Raw genomic sequence first — 20313 nt, 5'->3', positions numbered from 1 at the left:
TATCGGCGGCAAACCCTTGGCGGGTTGCCGCCGATCGTGTTTAGGTGCGTCCTGTGGACCGCTTATTGACACCGACCGGAACGGGGATCTGACGGCATGGCCGCTGGAGGCTTCACCAAGCTGCCGAACGGCACGGTCGTGGTGGCACTGAACCTGCCCTACGACTCCGCCGGGGTGCGCGTACTCGTGCACGCCCAGAACCGGGCGCGCGCCCTGACCAGGCTGCGCAACCTGGGGTTGCGCGCGATCTATCTACGGGGCAACGCCGCCCCGCCGACCCCGGACGAGATCACGGCGGTCCTGCACCACCCCGACGGCCTGATATGGCGGACGGCCCCCGCCGACAACGGTGTCATCGTGACCGAGCTGTGGCACCCGATCAGGGCACTTCTTCGCAGATCGGCGGTGGCGTAGCCGCGCGGGGGAGCGGGGTCTAGCCGCTGACGACCGGCTTGCCCGTCAGCTCCACGCCCGCCTCCCGCAGCTCCTCCAGCGCGCGCTCCGTCGTCTCCCCGGCGACGCCCGCCGTGAGGTCCAGCAGGACCTGGGTGCGAAAGCCCTCGCGGGCGGCGTCCAGGGCGGTGGCGCGGACGCAGTGGTCGGTCGCTATGCCGACCACGTCGACCTCGTCGACGGCGCGCTCGCGCAGCCAGTCGGCCAGGGGGACGCCGTTCTCGTCCCTGCCCTCGAAGCCGCTGTAGGCCGCCGAGTACGCGCCCTTGTCGAAGACCGCGTCGATCGCCCCGGAGGCGACGGCCGGGGCGAAGTTCGGGTGGAAGCCGACGCCCTCCGTGCCCGCGACGCAGTGCGCGGGCCAGGAGCGGACGTAGTCGGGGTCGTCGGCGAAGTGGCCGCCGGGGGCGATGTGGAGGTCGCGGGTGGCGACCACGTGCCGGTATCCGCTCCCGGCCGCCTGGCCGATCAGCTCCGTGATCGCGGCGGCGACGTCGGCGCCGCCGGACACCGCGAGGCTGCCCCCCTCGCAGAAGTCGTTCTGCACATCTACGACGATCAAGGCGCGGCGCATGGTGGGTGTCCTTCGACTGTCGGTTAATCAACCGAGCCTAGAGACTTCCGGGCCCGGACGGGAGGGGGCGGACGCGGGGGCGGACGGGAATGTGACGACAGGGCCTAGCTACCCGAGCGCTCCGTGAGGTACTCCGTCGGAAGGACGGGTTCCCCTCGGGAGAGCTGTGTGGCGGAGAGCGGGAGATTCGCGCGGGCGGCGATGTGCCGGCCGCGGGGGACGTCCAGCGGCTCGCGGCCCAGCACGTCCCCGCCCTTGATCAGCTGCACCAGCAGCTGCCGGTCCGCGAGCTCCGGCGGCACCGGGCCCGTGCCGACGACCTCGGCCTCGGCGACCCCGTCCGCGTCGAGCCGGCGCGCCGCCCACTTGCGGCCGCCGATGGAGGTCTTGCCGCCGCTGGACTTCTTCGCGACCGGCACCAGCGGCGCCTTCGGGTCGCCGGACTCGGCGCGGGCGACCAGCTTGTAGACCATGGAGCAGGTCGGGTGCCCGGAGCCGGTCACCAGCTGGGTGCCGACGCCGTACGCGTCCACGGGAGCGGCGGCGAGGGAGGCGATGGCGTACTCGTCCAGGTCGGACGTGACGACGATCTTGGTGTCGGCCGCCCCCAGCTCGTCCAGCTGCTGGCGCACCCGGTGCGCGACGAGCAGCAGGTCACCGGAGTCGATGCGGACCGCGCCCAGCTCGGGTCCGGCCACCTCCACGGCCGTACGGACGGCCTCGGCGACGTCGTACGTGTCCACGAGCAGCGTGGTGCCCCGGCCGAGGGTGTCGACCTGGGCCCGGAAGGCGTCGCGCTCGTGGTCGTGCAGGAGGGTGAAGGCGTGGGCCGAGGTGCCGACGGTCGGGATGCCGTAGCGGAAGCCGGCCGCCAGGTCGGAGGTGGTGGCGAAGCCGCCGACGTACGCCGCGCGGGCCGCGGCCACCGCCGCCAGCTCGTGGGTGCGCCGGGCGCCCATCTCGATCAGCGGGCGGTCCCCGGCGGCCGAGGCCATGCGGGAGGCGGCCGCGGCGATGGCGGAGTCGTGGTTGAGGATGGAGAGGATCACCGTCTCCAGCAGCACGCACTCGGCGAAGGTGCCCTCGACCCGCAGCAGCGGGGAGCCGGGGAAGTACACCTCGCCCTCGGGGTAGCCCCACACGTCACCGCCGAAGCGGTAGTCGGCGAGCCAGGCCAGGGTCCGCTCGTCGACGATGTTCCGCTCCCGCAGGAAGCCGAGGACGTCCGGGTCGAAGCGGAAGTTCTCCACCGCGTCCAGGACGCGCCCGGTGCCCGCCACCACGCCGTAGCGGCGCCCGTCCGGCAGCCGCCGGGTGAAGACCTCGAACACGCTCCGCCGTTCGGCCGTACCGGCCTTCAGGGCCGCCTGGAGCATGGTCAGCTCGTACTGGTCAGTGAAGAGCGCCGTCGAGGGAACGTCCACCGGCAGCCCAAGGTCCGCTGTGTTCATGGCCATGGATGCTACACCCCTTTTCGTCGGTGTGACGATTTTTCCTCGCCGTGGCAGCATGGGCTCTGTGACGTCACCCGCGCCCGTAGAGATCGAACGCACCGAGTCGGCGGAGGAGGTCTTCGCCGTACCCGAGCCCGACGTCCCCTGGGTCACGATCGTGCACAACGACCCGGTCAACCTCATGAGCTATGTGACGTACGTCTTCCAGTCGTACTTCGGCTACACCAAGGACAAGGCCACCAAGCTCATGCTCGACGTCCACCACAAGGGCCGGGCGGTCGTCTCCAGCGGCACACGCGAGGAGATGGAGCGCGATGTGCAGGCGATGCACGGATACGGTCTGTGGGCCACCCTCCAGCAGGACCGGAAGTAGCGAACCCCTTCAGATGCCCGGACATTTCGAACCGCTTCCCGGCGGCGGCGCGGCCGTCGCGCTCGACGACGTCGAGATCTCCATCATCCGGTCGCTGGCCGTCCAGCTCCTGGAGCTGATCGGCCCCGGCCCCGGCGCCGAGGCCCCCGAGGACCCGCTCGCCGAGCTGTTCGCGGAAGGGCCCAGCGAGCCGCCCGCCGACCCGGTGCTGCGCCGGCTCTTCCCGGACGCCTACAGCGACCCCGAGAAGGTCCCGGACTCGCCCGCCGAGGCCGAGGAGCGCCGGGCCCACTCCGCCGAGTTCCGCCGCTACACCGAGAACGACCTGCGGGCCGGCAAGCGGGAGAACGCCCTCGCGGTGATCCGCGCCCTCGACGCGCTCGCCCCGGTGGACGAGGGCGGGGCGGTGCTGAAGCTGGCGCCGCAGGAGTCGAAGCAGTGGCTCGGCGCCCTGAACGACCTGCGCCTCGCGATCGGCTCCCGGCTGGAGATCACCGACGAGGACGACACCGACCTGCTCTACCGGCTCCCGGACGAGGACCCGCGCAAGCCGATGGTGATGGCCTACCTGTGGCTCGGCGGCCTCCAGGAGACCCTCGTGACGACCCTGATGCCCTGATATGCCCGCTCGCGTGTTCGCTCAGCGGACGCTCAAATCCGGATAACGATCCCGTTACCATTGCGGCCGGTTTTGCCGCATTTGGCCGTTCTTTGTCCGCTTTTCCCTGTGCGGTGCGCCACAACGCGCCCCTGTGATCAATATTGCGGCCGTGATAAATCTTCACGACCGCCCGGCCGACGCCACCCATGTCAGGCCGGGTGCGCCACCGAGCCGACGACCGTCGGCCAGGCACAACTCCATCAATCCGGGGGGATCGAAACCCGATCCGAGGCCGACGAAGGGCCGCGGTTCGGCATGGAGAAAGGCGCACCACACATGACCTCAGCGCAGGTCGATCAGCATCACGACGGCAATGAGGCCGTGCGGGACGGCGAGGGCGGCGAGGGGTACCAGCGCGGGCTCGGGGCCCGGCAGATCCAGATGATCGCCATCGGCGGTGCCATCGGCACCGGCCTGTTCCTCGGCGCGGGCAAGGGCATCTCCAAGGCCGGCCCGAGTCTGATCCTGGCGTACGCCGTCGCGGGCCTCGTCATCTTCCTGATCATGCGGGCACTCGGCGAACTGCTGATGTACCGCCCGGTGTCCGGTTCGTTCTCGGAGTACGCGCGCGAGTTCATCGGCCCCTTCGCGGGCTTCGTCACCGGCTGGACGTACTGGCTGTTCTGGGTGGTCACCGGCATCACCGAGGTCACCGCCGCGGCCGCCTACATGACGTACTGGTTCGCGATCCCGCAGTGGGTCTCGGCGCTGATCTTCACGATCGTGCTCTACGCCGCCAACCTGATCTCCGTGAAGCTCTTCGGCGAGCTGGAGTTCTGGTTCTCCATGGTCAAGGTCACCGCGATCATCGGCATGATCCTGATCTGCGTCGGCATCCTCACCGTCGGCTTCTCCGACGCGGGCAGGACCGCCTCCGTCAGCCACCTGTGGAACGACGGCGGCTTCTTCCCGCACGGCGTCGGCAGCACCCTGATGACCCTCCAGATGGTCATGTTCGCCTTCCTCGCCGTCGAGCTGGTCGGGGTGACCGCGGGCGAGTCCAAGGACCCGAAGAAGGTCCTGCCCAAGGCGATCAACACCGTGCCCTGGCGCATCGCCGTCTTCTACGTCGGCGCGCTGATCATGATCCTGTCGGTCGTGCCGTGGACCGAGTTCCACCCGGGCGTGAGCCCCTTCGTGGCCGCCTTCCAGAAGATGGGCCTGTCCGTCGGCGCCGGCATCGTGAACTTCGTCGTCCTGACGGCCGCGCTCTCCTCCTGCAACTCCGGCATGTACTCCACCGGCCGCATGCTGCGTGACCTGGCGCAGAACGGCCAGGGACCCCAGGTGTTCACCAGGCTGACGCGCAGCGGCACCCCGCTCGTCGGCACCACGTTCTCCGCCGCGCTGATGCTCGTCGGCGTCTGGATCAACTACCAGTGGCCGGGCAAGGCGTTCGACTACGTCGTCTCCTTCGCGACCATCTCCGGTATGTGGGCCTGGATCGTCATCCTGATCTGCCAGATCCGCTACCGGACGAAGGCCGATCGCGGACTGCTGCCGCAGAGCGAGTTCCGCGCGCCGTGGGCGCCGTACGCCAGCTACGCCGCGCTCGCGTTCATCTTCATGGTGATCGTGCTCATGGGTATCGACAAGGACGCCCGGGTGTCGCTGTACTGTGCTCCGCTGTGGGCCGCGATCCTCGGCGTCTCCTACTGGGTGCTCAGGCGCCGCAACCCGCAGGCCGCGGCCTTCGTCAAGCGCTGACCTCCTCCCCGGGACGTCCGGCCGCGCGGGGCTCTCGTGGTGCCCCGCCGCGGCCGCCGCTCAGGACGTCCGGCATATGGGCCGTTCCGTACCATCCCTCGGTACGGAACGGCCCTTCTGCTTATCCTGGCGAGCATGCTGACCATCACCCAGGCCCTCGTCGACCAGATCGTCGCCCACGCGCGCAAGGACCACCCCGACGAGGCGTGCGGCGTCGTGGCGGGCCCGGCGGGCTCGGACCGCCCCGAGCGCTTCATCCCCATGCTGAACGCGGCGATGTCGCCCACGTTCTACGAGTTCGACTCGGGCGATCTGCTCAAGCTCTACCGCGAGATGGACGACCGCGACGAGGAGCCGGTGGTCATCTACCACTCCCACACCGCCACCGAGGCCCACCCCTCGCGCACCGACATCTCCTACGCCAACGAACCCGGCGCCCACTACGTCCTCGTCTCCACCGCCGACACCGACGGCCTCGGCGATTTCCAGTTCCGCTCCTTCCGGATCGTGGACGGCGAGGTCACGGAGGAGGAGGTCACGGTCGTGGAGGCCTACTGATCTCAGCCGTCGGACGAAATGCGTCCGGCATGCGGGATCACACTCCGGGACCCGGACCGGGAATCGTTACGATGAGCGCATGGTTCTGAACGACGTGAGCGAGAAAGCGCCGGGCATGCTGCTCGTGGCGCGGCTGCACGTCGATCTGTGCAGGCTGAACAGCGCCATCTGTTGACGTTTCCCGCCGCCGTACGGCCGTGAGCCACGGCGCGCGACGCCGTGCGCCCACTTTCCGACCCTTTCCGACAGGAGCCCGCGACCATGGCCATCGAGGTCCGCATCCCGACCATCCTCCGCACGTACACCAACGGTGAGAAGGCGGTGGAGGGCAAGGGGAACACCCTCGCCGAGCTGTTCGCCGACCTCGAAACCCGGCACGCGGGCGTCGAGGCCCGCATCGTGGACAACGGCCAGCTGCGCCGCTTCGTCAACGTGTACCTGAACGACGAGGACGTCCGTTTCGTGGACGGCATCAACACCAAGCTGTCCGACGGCGACACCGTGACGATCCTGCCGGCCGTGGCCGGCGGCATGCGCTGATCGGTCGCTGAGCAGCGATGCGCTACGACTCCCCGCTGGCCGCGGTGGGCAACACCCCCTTGGTGCGCCTGCCGCGGCTCTCGCCGTCCGCCGACGTCCGGATCTGGGCCAAGCTGGAGGACCGCAACCCCACCGGCTCGGTCAAGGACCGCCCCGCGCTGCACATGATCGAGCAGGCGGAGAAGGACGGCCGGCTGACCCCGGGCTGCACGATCCTGGAGCCCACCTCCGGCAACACCGGCATCTCGCTGGCCATGGCCGCCAAGCTCAAGGGCTACCGCATGGTGTGCGTGATGCCCGAGAACACCTCGCAGGAGCGCCGGGACCTGCTGGGCATGTGGGGCGCCGAGATCATCTCCTCGCCGGCGGCGGGCGGCTCCAACACCGCCGTGCGCGTGGCCAAGGAACTGGCCGCCGAGCACCCCGACTGGGTGATGCTCTACCAGTACGGCAACCCGGACAACGCCGGCGCCCACTACGCCACGACGGGTCCGGAGATCCTCGCCGACCTGCCGTCGATCACCCACTTCGTCGCGGGCCTCGGCACCACCGGCACCCTGATGGGCGTCGGCCGCTACCTGCGCGAGCACCGGCCGGGCATCCAGATCGTCGCCGCCGAACCGCGCTACGACGACCTCGTCTACGGCCTCAGGAACCTCGACGAGGGCTTCGTACCGGAGCTGTACGACGCGTCGGTCCTCACCACCCGCTTCTCGGTCGGCTCGGCCGACGCGGTCACCCGCACCCGTGAACTCCTCCAGCAGGAGGGCATCTTCGCGGGCGTCTCCACCGGCGCCGCCCTGCACGCGGCGATCGGCGTGGGCCGCAAGGCGGTCAAGGCGGGGGAGTCCGCCGACATCGTCTTCATCGTGGCCGACGGTGGCTGGAAGTACCTGTCCACCGGCGTCTACACGGCGGCCACCACCGAGGAGGCCATCGAGACGCTCCAGGGCCAGCTCTGGGCGTAACGCCGTAACACCGCATTAACGCGCATCAAGCGGTCACCAGCCCCCTCTCATGAGGGGGCTAAGCCATTCCTATGGCGAGGCAAAGAAATCCCCCCGGTACTGCCGGTCCCGGCCCCGCCGGAGCTACGTTCCTCGGCGCACCCTGTCATGTCACGCTCACTCGGCGCCATGACAGGTGTCTGCGAGTGTCATGCTCATGACTGCGCGGCACCGCCGCTACGCGCGTCACGGGCCTGCCAATCCAGTGAAATCCCCACTTCAACCGGAGGCAGCACCCCATGCGTGAGTCACGCCCGAGCAGCCGGAGACGGAGTCTGCGAAGACTCGTCGCCGTCGCCTTCCCCGCCCTCGCCCTCACCGTCGCCGGACTCACCGCGGCACCCACGGCAGGGGCGGCCCAGGCGGCCACAGCTCCCGCGCCCCACACCTCCAAGGTGACGCAGAACAGCAAGGCCCTGACCGCCCCGCAGCGGCAGGCGTTCCACTCGACCGGCAAGGCCGGCCAGAAGGTGCCGACCCAGCACCTGTGCGCCACCGCCAAGCCCGGCGAGGCGTCCTGCTTCGCGCAGCGCCGCACCGACATCAAGCAGCGGCTCGCCGCGGCGCTCGCCGCCGCCACCCCCTCCGGCCTCTCGCCGGCCAACCTGCACAGCGCCTACAACCTGCCGACGTCGGCCGGTTCGGGCATGACCGTCGGCATCGTCGACGCCTACAACGACCCCAACGCCGAGTCGGACCTGGCCACTTACCGCTCCACCTACGGCCTGTCCGCCTGCACCAAGGCCAACGGCTGCTTCAAGCAGGTCAGCCAGACCGGTTCCACCACCTCGCTGCCGACCAACGACACCGGCTGGGCCGGTGAAGAGATGCTCGACATCGACATGGTCAGCGCGGTCTGCCCGAACTGCAGCATCGTCCTGGTCGAGGCCAACTCCGCCACCGACTCCGACCTCGGCACCGCCGAGAACGAGGCCGTCGCGCTCGGCGCCAAGTTCGTCTCCAACAGCTGGGGCGGCTCCGAGTCCTCCGCCCAGACCAGCGAGGACTCCCAGTACTTCAAGCACCCGGGCGTCGCGATCACCGTCTCCGCGGGCGACTCCGCCTACGGCGCCGAGTACCCGGCGACCTCCCAGTACGTGACCGCCGTCGGCGGCACCGCGCTCTCCACCGCCTCCAACTCCCGCGGCTGGACCGAGTCCGTCTGGAACACCTCCAGCACCGAGGGCACCGGCTCCGGCTGCTCGGCGTACGACCCGAAGCCGAGCTGGCAGACCGACACCGGCTGCTCCAAGCGCATGGAGGCCGACGTCTCCGCGGTCGCCGACCCGGCCACCGGTGTGGCGGTCTACGACACCTTCGGCGGCTCCGGCTGGGCGGTCTACGGCGGCACCAGCGCCTCCTCGCCGATCATCGCGAGTGTCTACGCCCTCGCGGGCACCCCGGGCTCCAGTGACTACCCGGCGAAGTACCCGTACCAGCACACGAGCAACCTGTACGACGTGACGAGCGGCAACAACGGCTCCTGCTCTCCGTCGTACTTCTGCACCGCGGGCACCGGCTACGACGGCCCGACCGGCTGGGGCACCCCGAACGGCACCGCCGCCTTCACCTCCGGCGGCAGCAGCGGCGGCAACACGGTGACCGTCACCAACCCGGGCAGCCAGTCCACCACCACGGGCGGCTCGGCCAGCCTGCAGATCAAGGCCTCCGACAGCGGCAGCGCCTCCCTGACCTACAGCGCCTCCGGCCTGCCGACCGGCCTGTCGATCAACAGCTCCACCGGCCTGATCTCCGGCACGGCGTCCACCGCGGGCACCTACCAGGTCACCGTCACGGCGACCGACTCCACCGGCGCGACCGGCTCGACCTCCTTCACCTGGACCGTCGGCACCTCCGGCGGCGGCTGCACCTCCTCCCAGCTGGTGGCGAACCCGGGCTTCGAGTCGGGCAGCACCGGCTGGACCGCGACCAGCGGCGTCATCACCAACGACACCGGTGAGGCGGCCCACAGCGGCTCGTACAAGGCATGGCTCGACGGCTACGGCTCCAGCCACACCGACACCCTGTCCCAGTCGGTGACCATCCCGGCCGGCTGCAAGGCGAGCTTCACCTTCTACCTGCACATCGACACCGCCGAGACCGGCAGCACCGCGTACGACAAGCTGACGGTGAGCGCCGGTTCGACGACCCTGGCGAGCTACTCGAACCTCAACGCCAACTCGGGTTACGCGCAGAAGACCTTCGACCTGTCCTCGTTCGCGGGCCAGACGGTCACCCTGAAGTTCAACGGTGTCGAGGACTCCTCCCTCCAGACCAGCTTCGTCATCGACGACACGGCCGTGACGACCAGCTGATCCGCACCGCCTGAACCACCCGGACCACCCGTGATCCCGCACGCGGAAGGAAATATTCCGCGTGCGGGATCCGTTCGTCGTGCCGGTACGTCTCATCTGCACCAGGCGGCCGACTCCCCACGGCCACGGCAGAAAGGCGAAACCCATGCGTCGTAGCGCGACGTCCCTCGCAGCCCTCGCGGCCGCGGTGCTGCTGCTCGCCGGATGCGGCTCCAAGAGCGGCACGAGCGACCAGGGAGGCAAGGGCGGCAAGGGCACGGACACCGGAAGTGCCGGCACGGTCTCGCCCTCGGCACCGGCCGGCGGCTGTGCCTCCACCGTCGAGCTGAAGGCGACCGACGCCGGCCGCACGGTCTGCGTGGCCAAGGGCGGCGAGGTCCGGCTGATCCTGGAGGGCACCAAGTCCCGCCCCTGGAAGCCGGTCCAGGCGAGCGGCACCGCCCTGAAGGCGATCAACACCGGCTTCGTCATCCGGCCGGGCCAGGCCACGGCCGCCTACCACGCCGTGGCGGCCGGCACCGAGAAGCTGACCACGTCCCGCCCGCTGTGCGCGCAGCCGACGAAGCCCGGCGGGGTGTCGTGCATGGGCATCCAGGAGTGGGCGGTCACGGTGACCGTGAAGTAGGGGCGCTCAGCCCGCCAGGTGCCGGACCTGGTCCCACAGCACCGGGTCCACCACACCCACCCGGCGCCGGAAGTCGCCGACCGGCACTTCGCGCAGTTCGTCGGTCTCCAGGAAGCTGGGCCTGCCCCGGGCGTCGCCGACCGCGCCCGGGGGCAGCGGGATCACCCCGGACCGCTCGTCGTGGTACTTGCTGGTGATCTTCGCGACCGTGGCCCGGTTCCCGCGCACCGCCAGCACCAGACACGGCCGGTCCTTCGCCCTCCCGTCGCCCGCCACCGCCCTATCCGACGCGCTACGCGCGGCCCCCTTTGATTCTGTCCGGTCCTCGTAGGGGACGTCCGCCCACCAGATGTCCCCGGGGACGGGCCGTCCGTCACGCGCGCGCGTACCGGCGCGCCCCGGCGGCCGCAGCCGCCGACCACCGGGCCGGCGGCCGCGGCCCCAGCCGTCGACGAGCGTGGCGACCAGCGCGAGCAGTACCACCGCCGCGAGCGCCAGCCACCAGGACGTGTCCATACGACGACGTTACCGGCGCGCGCTGCGGATCGCGCGCCCTTGGTGTTCCTTCTGCGCCCCCTTTCCAGCCGAACCGGTGACAGCGCAGGTGAGTTCGCCCACAACGGCCCTTTGCGGAGGAGCGACCCGCGCTTTCGCGCCTTACGCTCGACAAACCGCACGACCCCCGTTTTCCCACCCATTTGATCTTGCCGTTCTGATCTTCACCGCCAACGGAGGTTTCTGCTTCATGAAGCTCACCGTCGTCGGCTGCTCGGGGTCGTTCCCGTCCGCGGAATCGGCCTGTTCGAGCTACCTCGTCGAGGCCGACGGCTTCCGGCTGCTTCTCGACATGGGCAACGGCGCCCTGGGCGAGCTGCAGCGCCACTGCGGTCTCTACGACCTCGACGCGATCTTCCTCAGCCATCTGCACGCCGACCACTGCATCGACATGCTCGCGTACTTCGTCGCGCGGTACTACCGCCACGACGGCGGCCGCTGCGACCCCATCCCGGTCTACGGCCCCGAAGGCACCGAGCACCGCCTCACCACGGCGTACGCCGACACCCCTTCCGCCTCCTCGATGAGCGAGGTCTTCGACTTCCACACGGTCAAGCCCTCCACGTTCGAGATCGGCCCCTTCACGGTCCACACCGACCTGGTCCGCCACCCCGTCGAGGCGTACGGCATCCGCGTCGAGCACGCCGGGAAGTCCCTGACGTACTCCGGGGACACGGGCGTCACCGAGGCCCTGGACGAGCTGGCCCGGGACACCGACCTGTTCCTGTGCGAGGCCGCGTTCACGCACGGCAAGGAAGACATCCCCGACCTCCACCTCAACGGCCGCGAGGCGGGTGAGTCGGCCGCGCGCGCCGGCGCCCGGCGCCTGGTCCTCACCCACATCCCGCCGTGGACCGACCCGGAGGCCAACCTCCGTGACGCGCGCGCGGTGTTCGGCGGGCCGGTGGACCTGGCCGCGCCCCGGGCGACGTACGAGATCTGAGACCACGCACGAGAAAGGCCCCGGAACCGTACGGGTTCCGGGGCCTTCGCGTGGAGTGCTATGCCTTCGTCAGGTCCTCGACCTCTTCATCGGGCTCGCGGCCCGGGGTGGGGAGGTTGAACCTGGTGATCGCGAAGCGGAACACCACGTAGTAGACCGCCGCGAACACCAGGCCGATCGGGATGATCAGCCAGGGCTTGGTCGCGAGGTTCCAGTTGAGCGCGTAGTCGATGAAGCCCGCGGAGAAGGTGAAGCCCGCGTGCACGCCGAGCGCCCAGGTGATCGCCATGGACAGGGCCGTCAGCACCGCGTGGATCGCGTACAGCATCGGGGCGATGAACATGAAGGAGAACTCGATGGGCTCGGTGACACCGGTGACGAAGGACGTCAGCGCGAGGGAGATCATCATGCCCAGCACGGCCTTGCGGCGCTCGGGGCGGGCGGAGTGCGCGATGGCGAGCGCGGCGGCCGGCAGACCGAACATCATGATCGGGAAGAAGCCCGACATGAACATACCGGCGTGCGGGTCACCGGCGAAGAAGCGGTTGAGGTCACCGTGGACGATCTGACCGGCGGAGTTCTTGTAGTCGCCGATCTGGAACCAGGAGACGGTGTTCACGAACTGGTGCATGCCGACCGGGATCAGCGCACGGTTGACCAGACCGAACAGTCCCGCGCCCAGCGCGCCGAGACCGGTGATCCACTCACCGGCGTTGGAGATGCCCTCACCGATGGGCTTCCAGACCAGACCGAAGAAGACACCCATGAGCGTGCCGACGAAGGCCATGATGATCGGCACCAGCCGGCGGCCGTTGAAGAAGCCGAGCCAGTCCACCAGCTTCTTGCGGTGGTAGCGCTGCCACAGCACCGCGGCGAACAGACCCATCAGGATGCCGCCGAGCACACCCGGGTTGTTGTAGGTGGCCTCGACTATCTTGCCGCTCTCGATGTGCTGCTGGGTCAGCGGGAACGCCTTCAGCACGTTGCTGTAGACCAGGAAACCGACCAGGGCGGCGAGCGCCGTCGAGCCGTCGGACTTCTTGGCGAAGCCGATCGCGACACCGATGCAGAACAGCATCGGAAGGTTGTCGAAGATCGCACCACCGGCCGTGGCGAACACCGCCGTGACCTTGTCGGGCAGGTGCAGCTTGTCATGGACGTCCTGCTGCCCCAGACGCAGCAGAATGCCCGCCGCCGGCAGTACGGCGATCGGCAGCTGGAGACTGCGGCCGACCTTCTGCAGGCCCTGGAACAGGCCGGATCCCCGCTTCTTCGCGGGAGCCGCCGTGGCGGTGGCGGTGCTCATGGTGGGTTCCTCCATCGGTGGTGGTCTACACCACTCAGTGGTGTAGACCTGTTGTAGCACGATGAAGGTGGGATAAGGAACCACGAAATCCGCTACCGGAACGCTACGCGGTGTGCCGGTGTGCTAAGGGGGACCGGGCCCGGCTCAGGCCTTGGTGATGTCCTCGACCTCGTCCTCGGGCTCCCGGCCCGGGGTCTTCAGATCGAACCTCGTGATCGCGAACCGGAAGACGACGTAATAGACCGCCGCGAAGCACAGGCCGATCGGAATGATCGCCCATGGTCTCGTCGCCAGGTTCCAGTTGATCACGTAGTCGATCAGGCCCGCCGAGAAGCTGAAGCCGTCGTGCACCCCGAGGCCCCACGTCACCGCCATCGACACACCGGTGAGCACGGCGTGGGCGGCGTACAGCAGGGGCGCGATGAAGAGGAAGGAGTACTCGATGGGCTCGGTGATGCCCGTCACGAACGACGTCAGCGCCACCGAGAGCATGAGACCGCCGACCTCCTTGCGACGGCTCGGCCGCGCGCAGTGCGTGATGGCCAGCGCGGCGGCCGGCAGCGCGAACATCATGATCGGGAAGAAGCCCGAGGTGAACTGACCCGCGTGCGGGTCGCCGGCCAGGAACATGTTGATGTCGCCGTGCACCACCGTGCCGTCCGGCTTGGTGAAGCTGCCGAACTGGAACCAGATGGGCACGTTCAGGAACTGGTGCAGGCCGACCACCAGCAGCGCGCGGTTCGCCAGCCCGAAGACGCCCGCGCCCCAGGCGCCCGCGTCCCGCAGCCAGTGGCTGAAGCTCTCCAGCCCGCTGCCGATCGGCGGCCAGATCCACAGGCACAGCGCCGCGAACACGATCGCGACGAACGCCATCAGGATCGGCACCAGCCGGCGGCCGTTGAAGAAGCCCAGCCAGTCCACCAGCCTCGTGCGGTGGAACCGCGCCCAGAAGAACGCGGCCAGCAGACCCATCACGATGCCGCCGAAGACACCCGGGTTCTGGAAGGTGTAGGGCGTCACCGACCCCACGCCCACACCGGTGCTGACCTGACAGCCGACCTGCGGGACCGCCTTCGAGCCGCCCGGACAGGACTCGGGGAACTGGTGCAGCACGCCGTAGTAGACGAGGAACCCGGCCACCGCCGCGAGCGCCGTCGAGCCGTCCGCCTTCTTCGCCATGCCGATGGCCACGCCCACGCAGAACAGCAGCGGCAGGCCGAGCGAGCCGTCGAGCAGGGCACCGCCCGCGCCCGTCATCACCTTGGACACGTTCGTCCAGCCCAGTCCGTCCTTGCCGAACACGTCCGGCTGGCCGAGGCGGTTGAGGATGCCCGCCGCGGGCAGCACCGCGATCGGCAGCTGGAGGCTGCGGCCCATCTTCTGCAGACCCTGGAAGGCGCGGTTCCAGCGGGCGCGGGCGGGGCTCACCTCGGCCTCTGTGCTCATCGGTTGGCGACCGCCTGTCCTGTGGTGTAGACCAGTCGTGGACGATTGAGTTTGCTGTGACGTCATCCTTCGGTACGCACGGCGCAATCGCTCGCGAAGTTGGGCCAACTGTGCGTGAGGAGACCAAATGGCCAGCAAGGCTGAGAAGATCGTCGCCGGCCTCGGCGGTATCGACAACATCGACGAGATCGAGGGCTGCATCACCCGGCTGCGCACCGAGGTGCACGACGCCGCCAAGGTCGACGAGGCCGCCCTGAAGGCCGCCGGCGCCCACGGCGTCGTCAAGATGGGCACCGCCATCCAGGTCGTCATCGGCACCGACGCCGACCCCATCGCCGCGGAGATCGAAGACATGATGTGAACCTCACCGGTTCACCTGTAAGGGGCTCTTCCCGACGCGGGAGGAGCCCCTTCCCCATGTGCGGCTAGGCTCGTCGCCATGTCTCGCATCGACGGCCGTACCCCCGAACAGCTCCGCCCGGTCACCATCCAGCGCGGGTGGAGCAAGCACGCCGAGGGCTCCGTCCTCGTCTCCTTCGGCGACACCAAGGTGTTCTGCACCGCCTCCGTGACCGAGGGCGTCCCGCGCTGGCGCAAGGGCAGCGGCGAGGGCTGGGTCACCGCGGAGTACGCCATGCTGCCCCGCGCCACCAACACCCGCGGCGACCGCGAGTCCGTCAAGGGCAAGATCGGCGGCCGTACCCACGAGATCTCCCGCCTCATCGGCCGCTCCCTGCGCGCCGTCATCGACTACAAGGCGCTCGGCGAGAACACCATCGTCCTCGACTGCGACGTCCTCCAGGCCGACGGCGGCACCCGCACGGCCGCGATCACCGGCGCGTACGTCGCGCTCGCCGACGCCGTCGCCTGGGCCCAGGGCCGCAAGCTGATCAAGGCCGGCCGGCAGCCGCTCACCGGCACGGTCTCCGCCGTCTCGGTCGGCATCGTCGGCGGCGTCCCCCTCCTCGACCTCTGCTACGAGGAGGACGTGCGCGCCGAGACCGACATGAACGTCGTCTGCACCGGCGACGGCCGCTTCGTCGAGGTCCAGGGCACCGCCGAGGCCGAGCCCTTCGCCCGTGACGAACTGAACGCCCTGCTCGACCTCGCCGTCAGCGGCTGCGACGAACTGGCCCGGATCCAGCGCGCCACGCTGGACGCCACGCTCGGGAAGTAAAGCGCGGACCAGCGGGAGGGGTGCGCGGGGGCAACCCGCGCACCCCTTCCCGGCGTCCTTCGGGTACAGCAGCCCAACCAGGGGAGGGGACCACCACCATGGCCGTCAGCCGACGCCGCCGTCTCACCGCCGTCGCCGTCGTCGCGGCGACCGTCGCGCTCACCGCCGGCCTGACCACCGGATGCGACAGCGTCGGCAAGGCCCTCGACTGCGTGCACACCGCCGACTCCATCGCGGACAGCGTCACCGGCCTGCAACAGGCCGTGGAGAACGCGGCGAACGACCCGACCCAGGCCGACGACTCGCTGAACTCCATCGAGAAGAACCTCGACAGGATCGGCGACAAGACCGACCACGCGGACGTCAACAAGGCGGTGGACGACGTGAAGAAGGCGGTGGGCGACGTCCGAACGGCCATCAGGAACGGTGACCGCACTCCGGACGTGAGCCCGGTGACGGACGCGGCGGGTGAACTGACCAAGGTGTGCACCAAGTGACCTAGGGGCGCGGGGCTGTATCGACATGCGGCTCTGCCGCGCGGGTGCGAACAACCACAACCACCCGCGCCCGCCGACGGCGCTCAGTACTCCCGGTCCCGGCGTTCCTGCCGCAGCTCGCGCCGCGCCTCGCGCCGCTCCACCCGCTCCTGCTGCCGCTGCTCCTTGAGGCGGAGCCGTTCCGCCCGGGTCACCTTGCGCTCCACGCCGACCCCGCCCCAGAAGGCGAAGCCCCCGATGACCACCCGCGGCGCGCCCGGCTCCGGCGGGTCGTCGTCACGGGGGTGCTCGAAACCGCCCATGACGCCGATGCCCCGGACCACGACCTCGACCCCCGGCGGCACGACGACCTGCACGCCGCCCATGATCGCCACGCAGTTGATCTCGACCTCGCGGTCCGCGAAGTTCGCCTCGCGCAGATCGATCTCGCCGCCGCCCATGAACGCGAAACAGTTGAACCGCTTCGGCACGGTCCAGCGGCCCTTGCGCTCGAACCCCGACAGGATCGCCACCCCGCCCGCCGAGGACCCCTCGCCGCCGACGATCCGGGACGCCCAACCCCCGCTCTCCGCAGGCGCCTTGGTGAACGACACCGGCGCGGGCGGCGCCGCCGCGGCGGCCGTCGGCAGATCGCGGGTGAGCGGGGTCAGCTCGCCGTAGGTGCGCGCCCGGTAAGTCGCCTCCAGCCGCTCCTCGAACTCCGCCATGTCGAGCCGGCCCTCGGCCAGCGCGTCCCGCAGCACCTCGGCCACCCGCTCACGGTCGGCGTCGGAGGCCCGCAGGTCGGGGGCGGGAGCAGGGGCCCGGTGGTCCCAGGCCGCGTCGTCGGTCATGACAGCAGCCTACGAGACGGCCTTCTCCGCGTACATCTTCGCGATGACGGCCTCGATGTCCGGCTCCCGCACCGACAGGTCCACCAGCGGATACCGCGCCGCCAGATGCGCCACGAGCGGCGCCGCCGACTGCCCCGCCGGGAACGCCAGCGACTGCCGGGGCCCCTCGACCCGCACCACCCGCGCCCCGGGCACCTCCACCGGCGGCAGCTCCCGCTCCAGGTCCACCACCAGCGTCCGCTCGCTCTCCCCGGCCTCGTGCAGCCCCGCGAGCGGGCCGTCGTACATCAGCCGGCCGTGGTCGATCACCATCACCCGCGAGCACAACTGCTCGATGTCCTGAAGGTCATGAGTGGTCAACAGCACCGTCGTGCCGCGCTCGGCGTTCAACTCCCGCAGAAACCCCCGTACCTTGGCCTTCGACACGACGTCCAGGCCGATCGTCGGCTCGTCCAGGTACAGCACCTCGGGATCGTGCAGCAGCGCCGCAGCGATGTCCCCGCGCATCCGCTGGCCCAGCGACAGCTGCCGCACCGGCACGTCCAACAGGTCACCCAGCTCCAGGAGTTCGACGCAGCGGTCGAGGTTCTCCCGGTAACGGGCCTCGGGGATGCGGTACATGCGGTGCGCCAGCCGGTACGAGTCGATCAGCGGCAGGTCCCACCACAGCGTCGTACGCTGCCCGAACACCACCCCGATCCGCCGCGCGAGCCGCGTCCGCTCCCGGGACGGATCGATGCCCGCCACCCGCAGCCGGCCGCCGCTCGGCGTCAGGATGCCGGTCAGCATCTTGATCGTGGTCGACTTCCCGGCGCCGTTCGGCCCGATGTAGCCGACCATCTCGCCGCGCGCCACGGAGAACGACAGCGAGTCCACCGCCCGCACCTCGCGCCGCTCCCGCTTCATGAACCCGGTCCGCTTGCGCACCTCGAAGACCTTCTCGACGTCTTCGAGCATGATGAAGTCACTGTCCGGCACGTGCTAGCTCCCTGTGCTCCGGTACGAACGAAGTCCCGCCCGCCACGCCAGCCCCGCCAGCGCACAGCAGCCCGCCGCGACCAGCGGAGGCGTGAACGCCACCCACCCGGGCAGGTCCAGCGGATACGGCCGCCCCAGCACGTACGTCGCGGGCAGCCAGTTGACGAAGGCCAGCGGCAGCACGAACGTCACCCCGCGCACCAGCTCCTTCGCGAACACCGTCGGCGGATACTGCAGCAGCGTCGTCCCGCCGTACGTGAAGGCGTTCTGCACCTCGGAGGCGTCCTGCGCCACGAACTGGAACGCCGCCCCCGCCACGAACACCGCGCAGAAGATCGCGAAACCGCTCGCCACCGTCACCGGCATCAGCAGCAGCTTCAGCGGCGTCCAGTCGATCCCCACCCGGGTCAGCGCCCAGCCCAGCACCAGCGAGCCCTGCACCACCCGGCCGAGCCGCCGCAGCGCGAACCGGTCGGCGGCCACCTGCGCCAGCACCGGCACCGGCCGCACCAGCAGCGTGTCCAGCGTGCCGTCCCGCACCCGCCGCCCCAGCCGGTCCATCGAGCCGATCGCCAGATCCGCCAGCCCGAAGGACACGGCCGACAGCCCGTACAGGAACGCCACCTCCGCCAGCGTGTACCCGCCGAGCGCGTGCACCCGCGAGAACATCAGCATGATCGCGACGAAGTCGAAGAAGGTCGCCGCGAAGTTCCCGAACGTGGTCATGGCGAACGACGCCCGGTAGGACATCGTGGACCGCACCCACATCCCGGCGATCATCCCGTACGCCCGCACCCCCGCGAACACGCGGCCGCGCTCACCCACCCTGGACCACCACCCGCCGTGTCGCCGCCGACTGCAACAGCCGGCCCAGCCCCAGCAGCACCGCCGCCCACGCTCCCTGGAACAGATACGTCCGCAGCGGATCCGCGTGCCCCAGCAGCACGTCCGCCGGACCCTGCAGCAGAGACGACCACGGCAGCGCCCGTACGACCTCGCCGAGCGCGCCCGGAAAGACGTTCAGCGGCAGCAGCATCCCGCTGCAGAAGTAGCCCGCCAGCCACATCATCTGGCTCACGCCCGTGCCGTCCAGCAGCCAGAACGCGCTCAGCGCCACCAGGTAGCGGATCCCGAAGCCGACCACCATCGCCAGCACGACCGCGACGAGGAACGCCAGCCAGGTGCCGGCGTCCGTGGGCAGGTACGCCGGAAAACACAGCGCCCCGAAGACGAAGGGGATCACGCCCCGCCCCAGCAGCTGGAAGAAGGCCCGGCCCAGATCGGCGGCGAGCCACCACAGCTGGAGGTCGGCGGGCCGGTAGAGATCGATCGCCACGTCCCCCGTACGGATACGATCCATCAGCTCCTCCTCGACGCCCCCGCCCCCGATCGCGAGCGTCGACAGGAAGGCCTGCCCGAGCCAGACGTAGGTCACGACCTGCGCCTCGTCATACCCCCCGAGGTGCGGCTTCGCGTCCCACAGGGCGCGGTACGTGTACACGAGGATCAGTCCGAAGACCGTGTTCGTGAACACCCCTGCCGCAGTGGCCGCCCGATACGTCGCGTACCGTCTGAATCCCCCCGCTGCGACGGCCACGTACAACCGTCCCGCGCCCACGCCAGTCCACCTCCCGGGACCGCTCGACACCGAAGCGCAGGAGCCTAGTCCGGAGGCCCGGCGGCCGGCCACGCATTTTCGTGCCCGAACCGTGCCGGAATCCGGGAACGGAACGCCAGGTGCGAGAGTCTTCACTCCGGGGGCGTAGAAGGCGTACGAGGCGTACGGAAACGACGTACGACGAAACAGGAGTCCGTGCACGACATGAGCGACGAGCCACAGCCGCAGGAACCGAAGGAAGGCGTGGCGCCGGAAAAGCCGCTGCCGGCTGCGACAGGGGAGGCCGAAAAGCCCTCCGGTCCGGCCCGGGACGAGAAGGCCGACGAGGGGGCGGAGACGAGGGAACCGGCTTCGGCCACCCCCACCCCCACGCCTGCCCCTTCGACCGAGCCGGAGGAGTCCGCACGGACTGAGCAGGGAGACTCGGCGCGGGCCGAGCAGGCCGAGCAGAGCGAGCAGGGCGAGCTGGGCGGAGTCGGCCGGACGGGTGAACCGACGGCGTCCGAGGCCCGCTCGGCCCAGGACCGCACCGCCTCGATGGCCCGCGCCCGCCAGGCGGCGCGCGGGGGGCGCACGGAGTCCGACGCGACGATCTCCTCGACGACCTCCACCGGCCACGACGACGCGGCTCCGGCTTCCGGTGCGGCGGGCGGTGGCAGTGGCAGCGTCGGTGGCTCCGGTGCCGAGAAGCCC

At 70.0% G+C, this 20313-nt stretch carries 23 protein-coding genes; 14 read left to right on the top strand and 9 right to left on the bottom strand.

The genetic code is table 11. The annotated features are described in order from the left end of the window. The first annotated feature begins 96 nt into the window (after window positions 1-96). Window positions 97-414 (top strand): hypothetical protein, encoded by a 318-nt coding sequence (locus AC4OXY_RS21520; RefSeq protein WP_356036868.1) that lies wholly within the window; start codon window positions 97-99, stop codon window positions 412-414. Between the two features lie 19 nt (window positions 415-433). On the opposite strand, the gene AC4OXY_RS21515 is transcribed toward AC4OXY_RS21520, so the two are convergent. After that, complete coding sequence (locus AC4OXY_RS21515; RefSeq protein WP_356036866.1) at window positions 434-1027, bottom strand: nicotinamidase; 594 nt, start codon at window positions 1025-1027, stop codon at window positions 434-436. Between the two features lie 104 nt (window positions 1028-1131). After that, a complete protein-coding gene (locus AC4OXY_RS21510; protein ID WP_356036864.1) occupies window positions 1132-2478 on the bottom strand; it encodes a nicotinate phosphoribosyltransferase in 1347 nt (448 codons plus the stop codon). A 58-nt stretch (window positions 2479-2536) separates the two neighbouring features. On the opposite strand from AC4OXY_RS21510, the gene clpS reads away from it, so the two are divergent. From clpS to AC4OXY_RS21465, 9 genes are all read left to right on the top strand, one after another. Next, window positions 2537-2854, top strand: coding sequence for an ATP-dependent Clp protease adapter ClpS (gene clpS, locus AC4OXY_RS21505; RefSeq protein WP_356036862.1), 318 nt, complete (start codon window positions 2537-2539; stop codon window positions 2852-2854). 13 nt (window positions 2855-2867) lie between these two features. Further along, window positions 2868-3473 (top strand): DUF2017 domain-containing protein, encoded by a 606-nt coding sequence (locus AC4OXY_RS21500; protein WP_356036860.1) that lies wholly within the window; start codon window positions 2868-2870, stop codon window positions 3471-3473. Window positions 3474-3791: 318 nt separating this feature from the next. After that, complete coding sequence (locus tag AC4OXY_RS21495; protein WP_356036858.1) at window positions 3792-5222, top strand: amino acid permease; 1431 nt, start codon at window positions 3792-3794, stop codon at window positions 5220-5222. A 135-nt stretch (window positions 5223-5357) separates the two neighbouring features. Further along, window positions 5358-5780 carry a M67 family metallopeptidase gene (locus tag AC4OXY_RS21490; RefSeq protein WP_356034118.1) on the top strand — a complete coding sequence of 141 codons (423 nt, stop codon included), beginning with the start codon at window positions 5358-5360 and terminating at the stop codon, window positions 5778-5780. Between the two features lie 79 nt (window positions 5781-5859). Continuing rightward, the gene (locus AC4OXY_RS21485) at window positions 5860-5955 is read left to right on the top strand and encodes a putative leader peptide (RefSeq protein WP_023550193.1); all 96 of its coding nucleotides are present in this window, start codon (window positions 5860-5862) and stop codon (window positions 5953-5955) included. An 86-nt stretch (window positions 5956-6041) separates the two neighbouring features. Further along, window positions 6042-6320: a MoaD/ThiS family protein gene (locus tag AC4OXY_RS21480; protein WP_356034121.1), complete on the top strand. Its 279-nt coding sequence runs from the start codon at window positions 6042-6044 to the stop codon at window positions 6318-6320. A gap of 17 nt (window positions 6321-6337) precedes the next feature. Continuing rightward, window positions 6338-7288: a PLP-dependent cysteine synthase family protein gene (locus AC4OXY_RS21475; protein WP_356034123.1), complete on the top strand. Its 951-nt coding sequence runs from the start codon at window positions 6338-6340 to the stop codon at window positions 7286-7288. A gap of 278 nt (window positions 7289-7566) precedes the next feature. Beyond that, window positions 7567-9642 carry a putative Ig domain-containing protein gene (locus AC4OXY_RS21470; protein ID WP_356034126.1) on the top strand — a complete coding sequence of 692 codons (2076 nt, stop codon included), beginning with the start codon at window positions 7567-7569 and terminating at the stop codon, window positions 9640-9642. A gap of 145 nt (window positions 9643-9787) precedes the next feature. Next, a complete protein-coding gene (locus AC4OXY_RS21465) occupies window positions 9788-10267 on the top strand; it encodes a hypothetical protein (RefSeq protein WP_491994450.1) in 480 nt (159 codons plus the stop codon). Window positions 10268-10273: 6 nt separating this feature from the next. Here the strand turns inward: AC4OXY_RS21465 and AC4OXY_RS21460 are convergent, their stop codons facing one another. Further along, complete coding sequence (locus tag AC4OXY_RS21460; RefSeq protein WP_356034130.1) at window positions 10274-10783, bottom strand: type II toxin-antitoxin system PemK/MazF family toxin; 510 nt, start codon at window positions 10781-10783, stop codon at window positions 10274-10276. A 229-nt stretch (window positions 10784-11012) separates the two neighbouring features. On the opposite strand from AC4OXY_RS21460, the gene AC4OXY_RS21455 reads away from it, so the two are divergent. Continuing rightward, window positions 11013-11765: an MBL fold metallo-hydrolase gene (locus AC4OXY_RS21455; RefSeq protein ID WP_356034133.1), complete on the top strand. Its 753-nt coding sequence runs from the start codon at window positions 11013-11015 to the stop codon at window positions 11763-11765. 58 nt (window positions 11766-11823) lie between these two features. Here AC4OXY_RS21455 and AC4OXY_RS21450 read toward each other — a convergent pair whose 3' ends face one another. Together AC4OXY_RS21450 and AC4OXY_RS21445 are read right to left on the bottom strand one after the other, a co-directional pair. After that, complete coding sequence (locus tag AC4OXY_RS21450; RefSeq protein ID WP_356034136.1) at window positions 11824-13071, bottom strand: PTS transporter subunit EIIC; 1248 nt, start codon at window positions 13069-13071, stop codon at window positions 11824-11826. A gap of 144 nt (window positions 13072-13215) precedes the next feature. Continuing rightward, window positions 13216-14517, bottom strand: a complete 1302-nt coding sequence (locus tag AC4OXY_RS21445; protein ID WP_402066130.1) for a PTS transporter subunit EIIC — start codon at window positions 14515-14517, stop codon at window positions 13216-13218. A 127-nt stretch (window positions 14518-14644) separates the two neighbouring features. Here AC4OXY_RS21445 and AC4OXY_RS21440 point away from each other — a divergent pair, with 127 nt between their 5' ends. The 3 genes from AC4OXY_RS21440 to AC4OXY_RS21430 all read left to right on the top strand — a co-directional run bounded on the left by AC4OXY_RS21440 (window position 14645) and on the right by AC4OXY_RS21430 (window position 16191). Then, entirely contained in the window at window positions 14645-14878 is a 234-nt protein-coding gene (locus AC4OXY_RS21440) for a PTS sugar transporter subunit IIB (RefSeq protein WP_356034141.1), read from the top strand. 78 nt (window positions 14879-14956) lie between these two features. Continuing rightward, window positions 14957-15694 carry a ribonuclease PH gene (rph, locus tag AC4OXY_RS21435; RefSeq protein ID WP_356034143.1) on the top strand — a complete coding sequence of 246 codons (738 nt, stop codon included), beginning with the start codon at window positions 14957-14959 and terminating at the stop codon, window positions 15692-15694. A 98-nt stretch (window positions 15695-15792) separates the two neighbouring features. Beyond that, entirely contained in the window at window positions 15793-16191 is a 399-nt protein-coding gene (locus AC4OXY_RS21430; RefSeq protein ID WP_402066133.1) for a hypothetical protein, read from the top strand. 83 nt (window positions 16192-16274) lie between these two features. Here AC4OXY_RS21430 and AC4OXY_RS21425 read toward each other — a convergent pair whose 3' ends face one another. Genes AC4OXY_RS21425 through AC4OXY_RS21410 form a run of 4 tightly spaced genes read right to left on the bottom strand, consistent with a single transcriptional unit; the run spans window position 16275 to window position 19620 of the window. Next, complete coding sequence (locus AC4OXY_RS21425) at window positions 16275-17024, bottom strand: DUF1707 SHOCT-like domain-containing protein (protein WP_491994449.1); 750 nt, start codon at window positions 17022-17024, stop codon at window positions 16275-16277. Between the two features lie 9 nt (window positions 17025-17033). Next, a complete protein-coding gene (locus AC4OXY_RS21420; RefSeq protein ID WP_356034273.1) occupies window positions 17034-17981 on the bottom strand; it encodes an ABC transporter ATP-binding protein in 948 nt (315 codons plus the stop codon). 24 nt (window positions 17982-18005) lie between these two features. After that, window positions 18006-18782 carry an ABC transporter permease gene (locus AC4OXY_RS21415; RefSeq protein WP_362821311.1) on the bottom strand — a complete coding sequence of 259 codons (777 nt, stop codon included), beginning with the start codon at window positions 18780-18782 and terminating at the stop codon, window positions 18006-18008. A gap of 37 nt (window positions 18783-18819) precedes the next feature. Then, complete coding sequence (locus AC4OXY_RS21410; protein ID WP_356034151.1) at window positions 18820-19620, bottom strand: ABC transporter permease; 801 nt, start codon at window positions 19618-19620, stop codon at window positions 18820-18822. Between the last annotated feature and the right edge of the window lie 693 nt (window positions 19621-20313).

The organism is Streptomyces sp. HUAS MG56 (assembly GCF_058673395.1).
This window is presented reverse-complemented; position numbering and strand designations above follow the sequence as displayed.

Bases quoted from the DNA above. Each gene is read 5' to 3' on its own strand.
- AC4OXY_RS21510 (WP_356036864.1), bottom strand. From the start codon at position 2,478: ATGAACACAGCGGACCTTGGGCTGCCGGTGGACGTTCCCTCGACGGCG.
- clpS (WP_356036862.1), top strand. From the start codon at position 2,537: ATGGGCTCTGTGACGTCACCCGCGCCCGTAGAGATCGAACGCACCGAG.
- AC4OXY_RS21450 (WP_356034136.1), bottom strand. From the start codon at position 13,071: ATGAGCACCGCCACCGCCACGGCGGCTCCCGCGAAGAAGCGGGGATCC.
- AC4OXY_RS21430 (WP_402066133.1), top strand. From the start codon at position 15,793: ATGGCCGTCAGCCGACGCCGCCGTCTCACCGCCGTCGCCGTCGTCGCG.
- AC4OXY_RS21475 (WP_356034123.1), top strand. From the start codon at position 6,338: ATGCGCTACGACTCCCCGCTGGCCGCGGTGGGCAACACCCCCTTGGTG.
- AC4OXY_RS21470 (WP_356034126.1), top strand. From the start codon at position 7,567: ATGCGTGAGTCACGCCCGAGCAGCCGGAGACGGAGTCTGCGAAGACTC.
- AC4OXY_RS21495 (WP_356036858.1), top strand. From the start codon at position 3,792: ATGACCTCAGCGCAGGTCGATCAGCATCACGACGGCAATGAGGCCGTG.
- AC4OXY_RS21445 (WP_402066130.1), bottom strand. From the start codon at position 14,517: ATGAGCACAGAGGCCGAGGTGAGCCCCGCCCGCGCCCGCTGGAACCGC.
- AC4OXY_RS21420 (WP_356034273.1), bottom strand. From the start codon at position 17,981: ATGCTCGAAGACGTCGAGAAGGTCTTCGAGGTGCGCAAGCGGACCGGG.
- AC4OXY_RS21415 (WP_362821311.1), bottom strand. From the start codon at position 18,782: ATGATCGCCGGGATGTGGGTGCGGTCCACGATGTCCTACCGGGCGTCG.
- AC4OXY_RS21490 (WP_356034118.1), top strand. From the start codon at position 5,358: ATGCTGACCATCACCCAGGCCCTCGTCGACCAGATCGTCGCCCACGCG.
- AC4OXY_RS21515 (WP_356036866.1), bottom strand. From the start codon at position 1,027: ATGCGCCGCGCCTTGATCGTCGTAGATGTGCAGAACGACTTCTGCGAG.
- AC4OXY_RS21455 (WP_356034133.1), top strand. From the start codon at position 11,013: ATGAAGCTCACCGTCGTCGGCTGCTCGGGGTCGTTCCCGTCCGCGGAA.
- AC4OXY_RS21425 (WP_491994449.1), bottom strand. From the start codon at position 17,024: ATGACCGACGACGCGGCCTGGGACCACCGGGCCCCTGCTCCCGCCCCC.
- AC4OXY_RS21465 (WP_491994450.1), top strand. From the start codon at position 9,788: ATGCGTCGTAGCGCGACGTCCCTCGCAGCCCTCGCGGCCGCGGTGCTG.
- AC4OXY_RS21520 (WP_356036868.1), top strand. From the start codon at position 97: ATGGCCGCTGGAGGCTTCACCAAGCTGCCGAACGGCACGGTCGTGGTG.
- AC4OXY_RS21480 (WP_356034121.1), top strand. From the start codon at position 6,042: ATGGCCATCGAGGTCCGCATCCCGACCATCCTCCGCACGTACACCAAC.
- AC4OXY_RS21485 (WP_023550193.1), top strand. From the start codon at position 5,860: ATGGTTCTGAACGACGTGAGCGAGAAAGCGCCGGGCATGCTGCTCGTG.
- AC4OXY_RS21500 (WP_356036860.1), top strand. From the start codon at position 2,868: ATGCCCGGACATTTCGAACCGCTTCCCGGCGGCGGCGCGGCCGTCGCG.
- rph (WP_356034143.1), top strand. From the start codon at position 14,957: ATGTCTCGCATCGACGGCCGTACCCCCGAACAGCTCCGCCCGGTCACC.
- AC4OXY_RS21460 (WP_356034130.1), bottom strand. From the start codon at position 10,783: ATGGACACGTCCTGGTGGCTGGCGCTCGCGGCGGTGGTACTGCTCGCG.
- AC4OXY_RS21440 (WP_356034141.1), top strand. From the start codon at position 14,645: ATGGCCAGCAAGGCTGAGAAGATCGTCGCCGGCCTCGGCGGTATCGAC.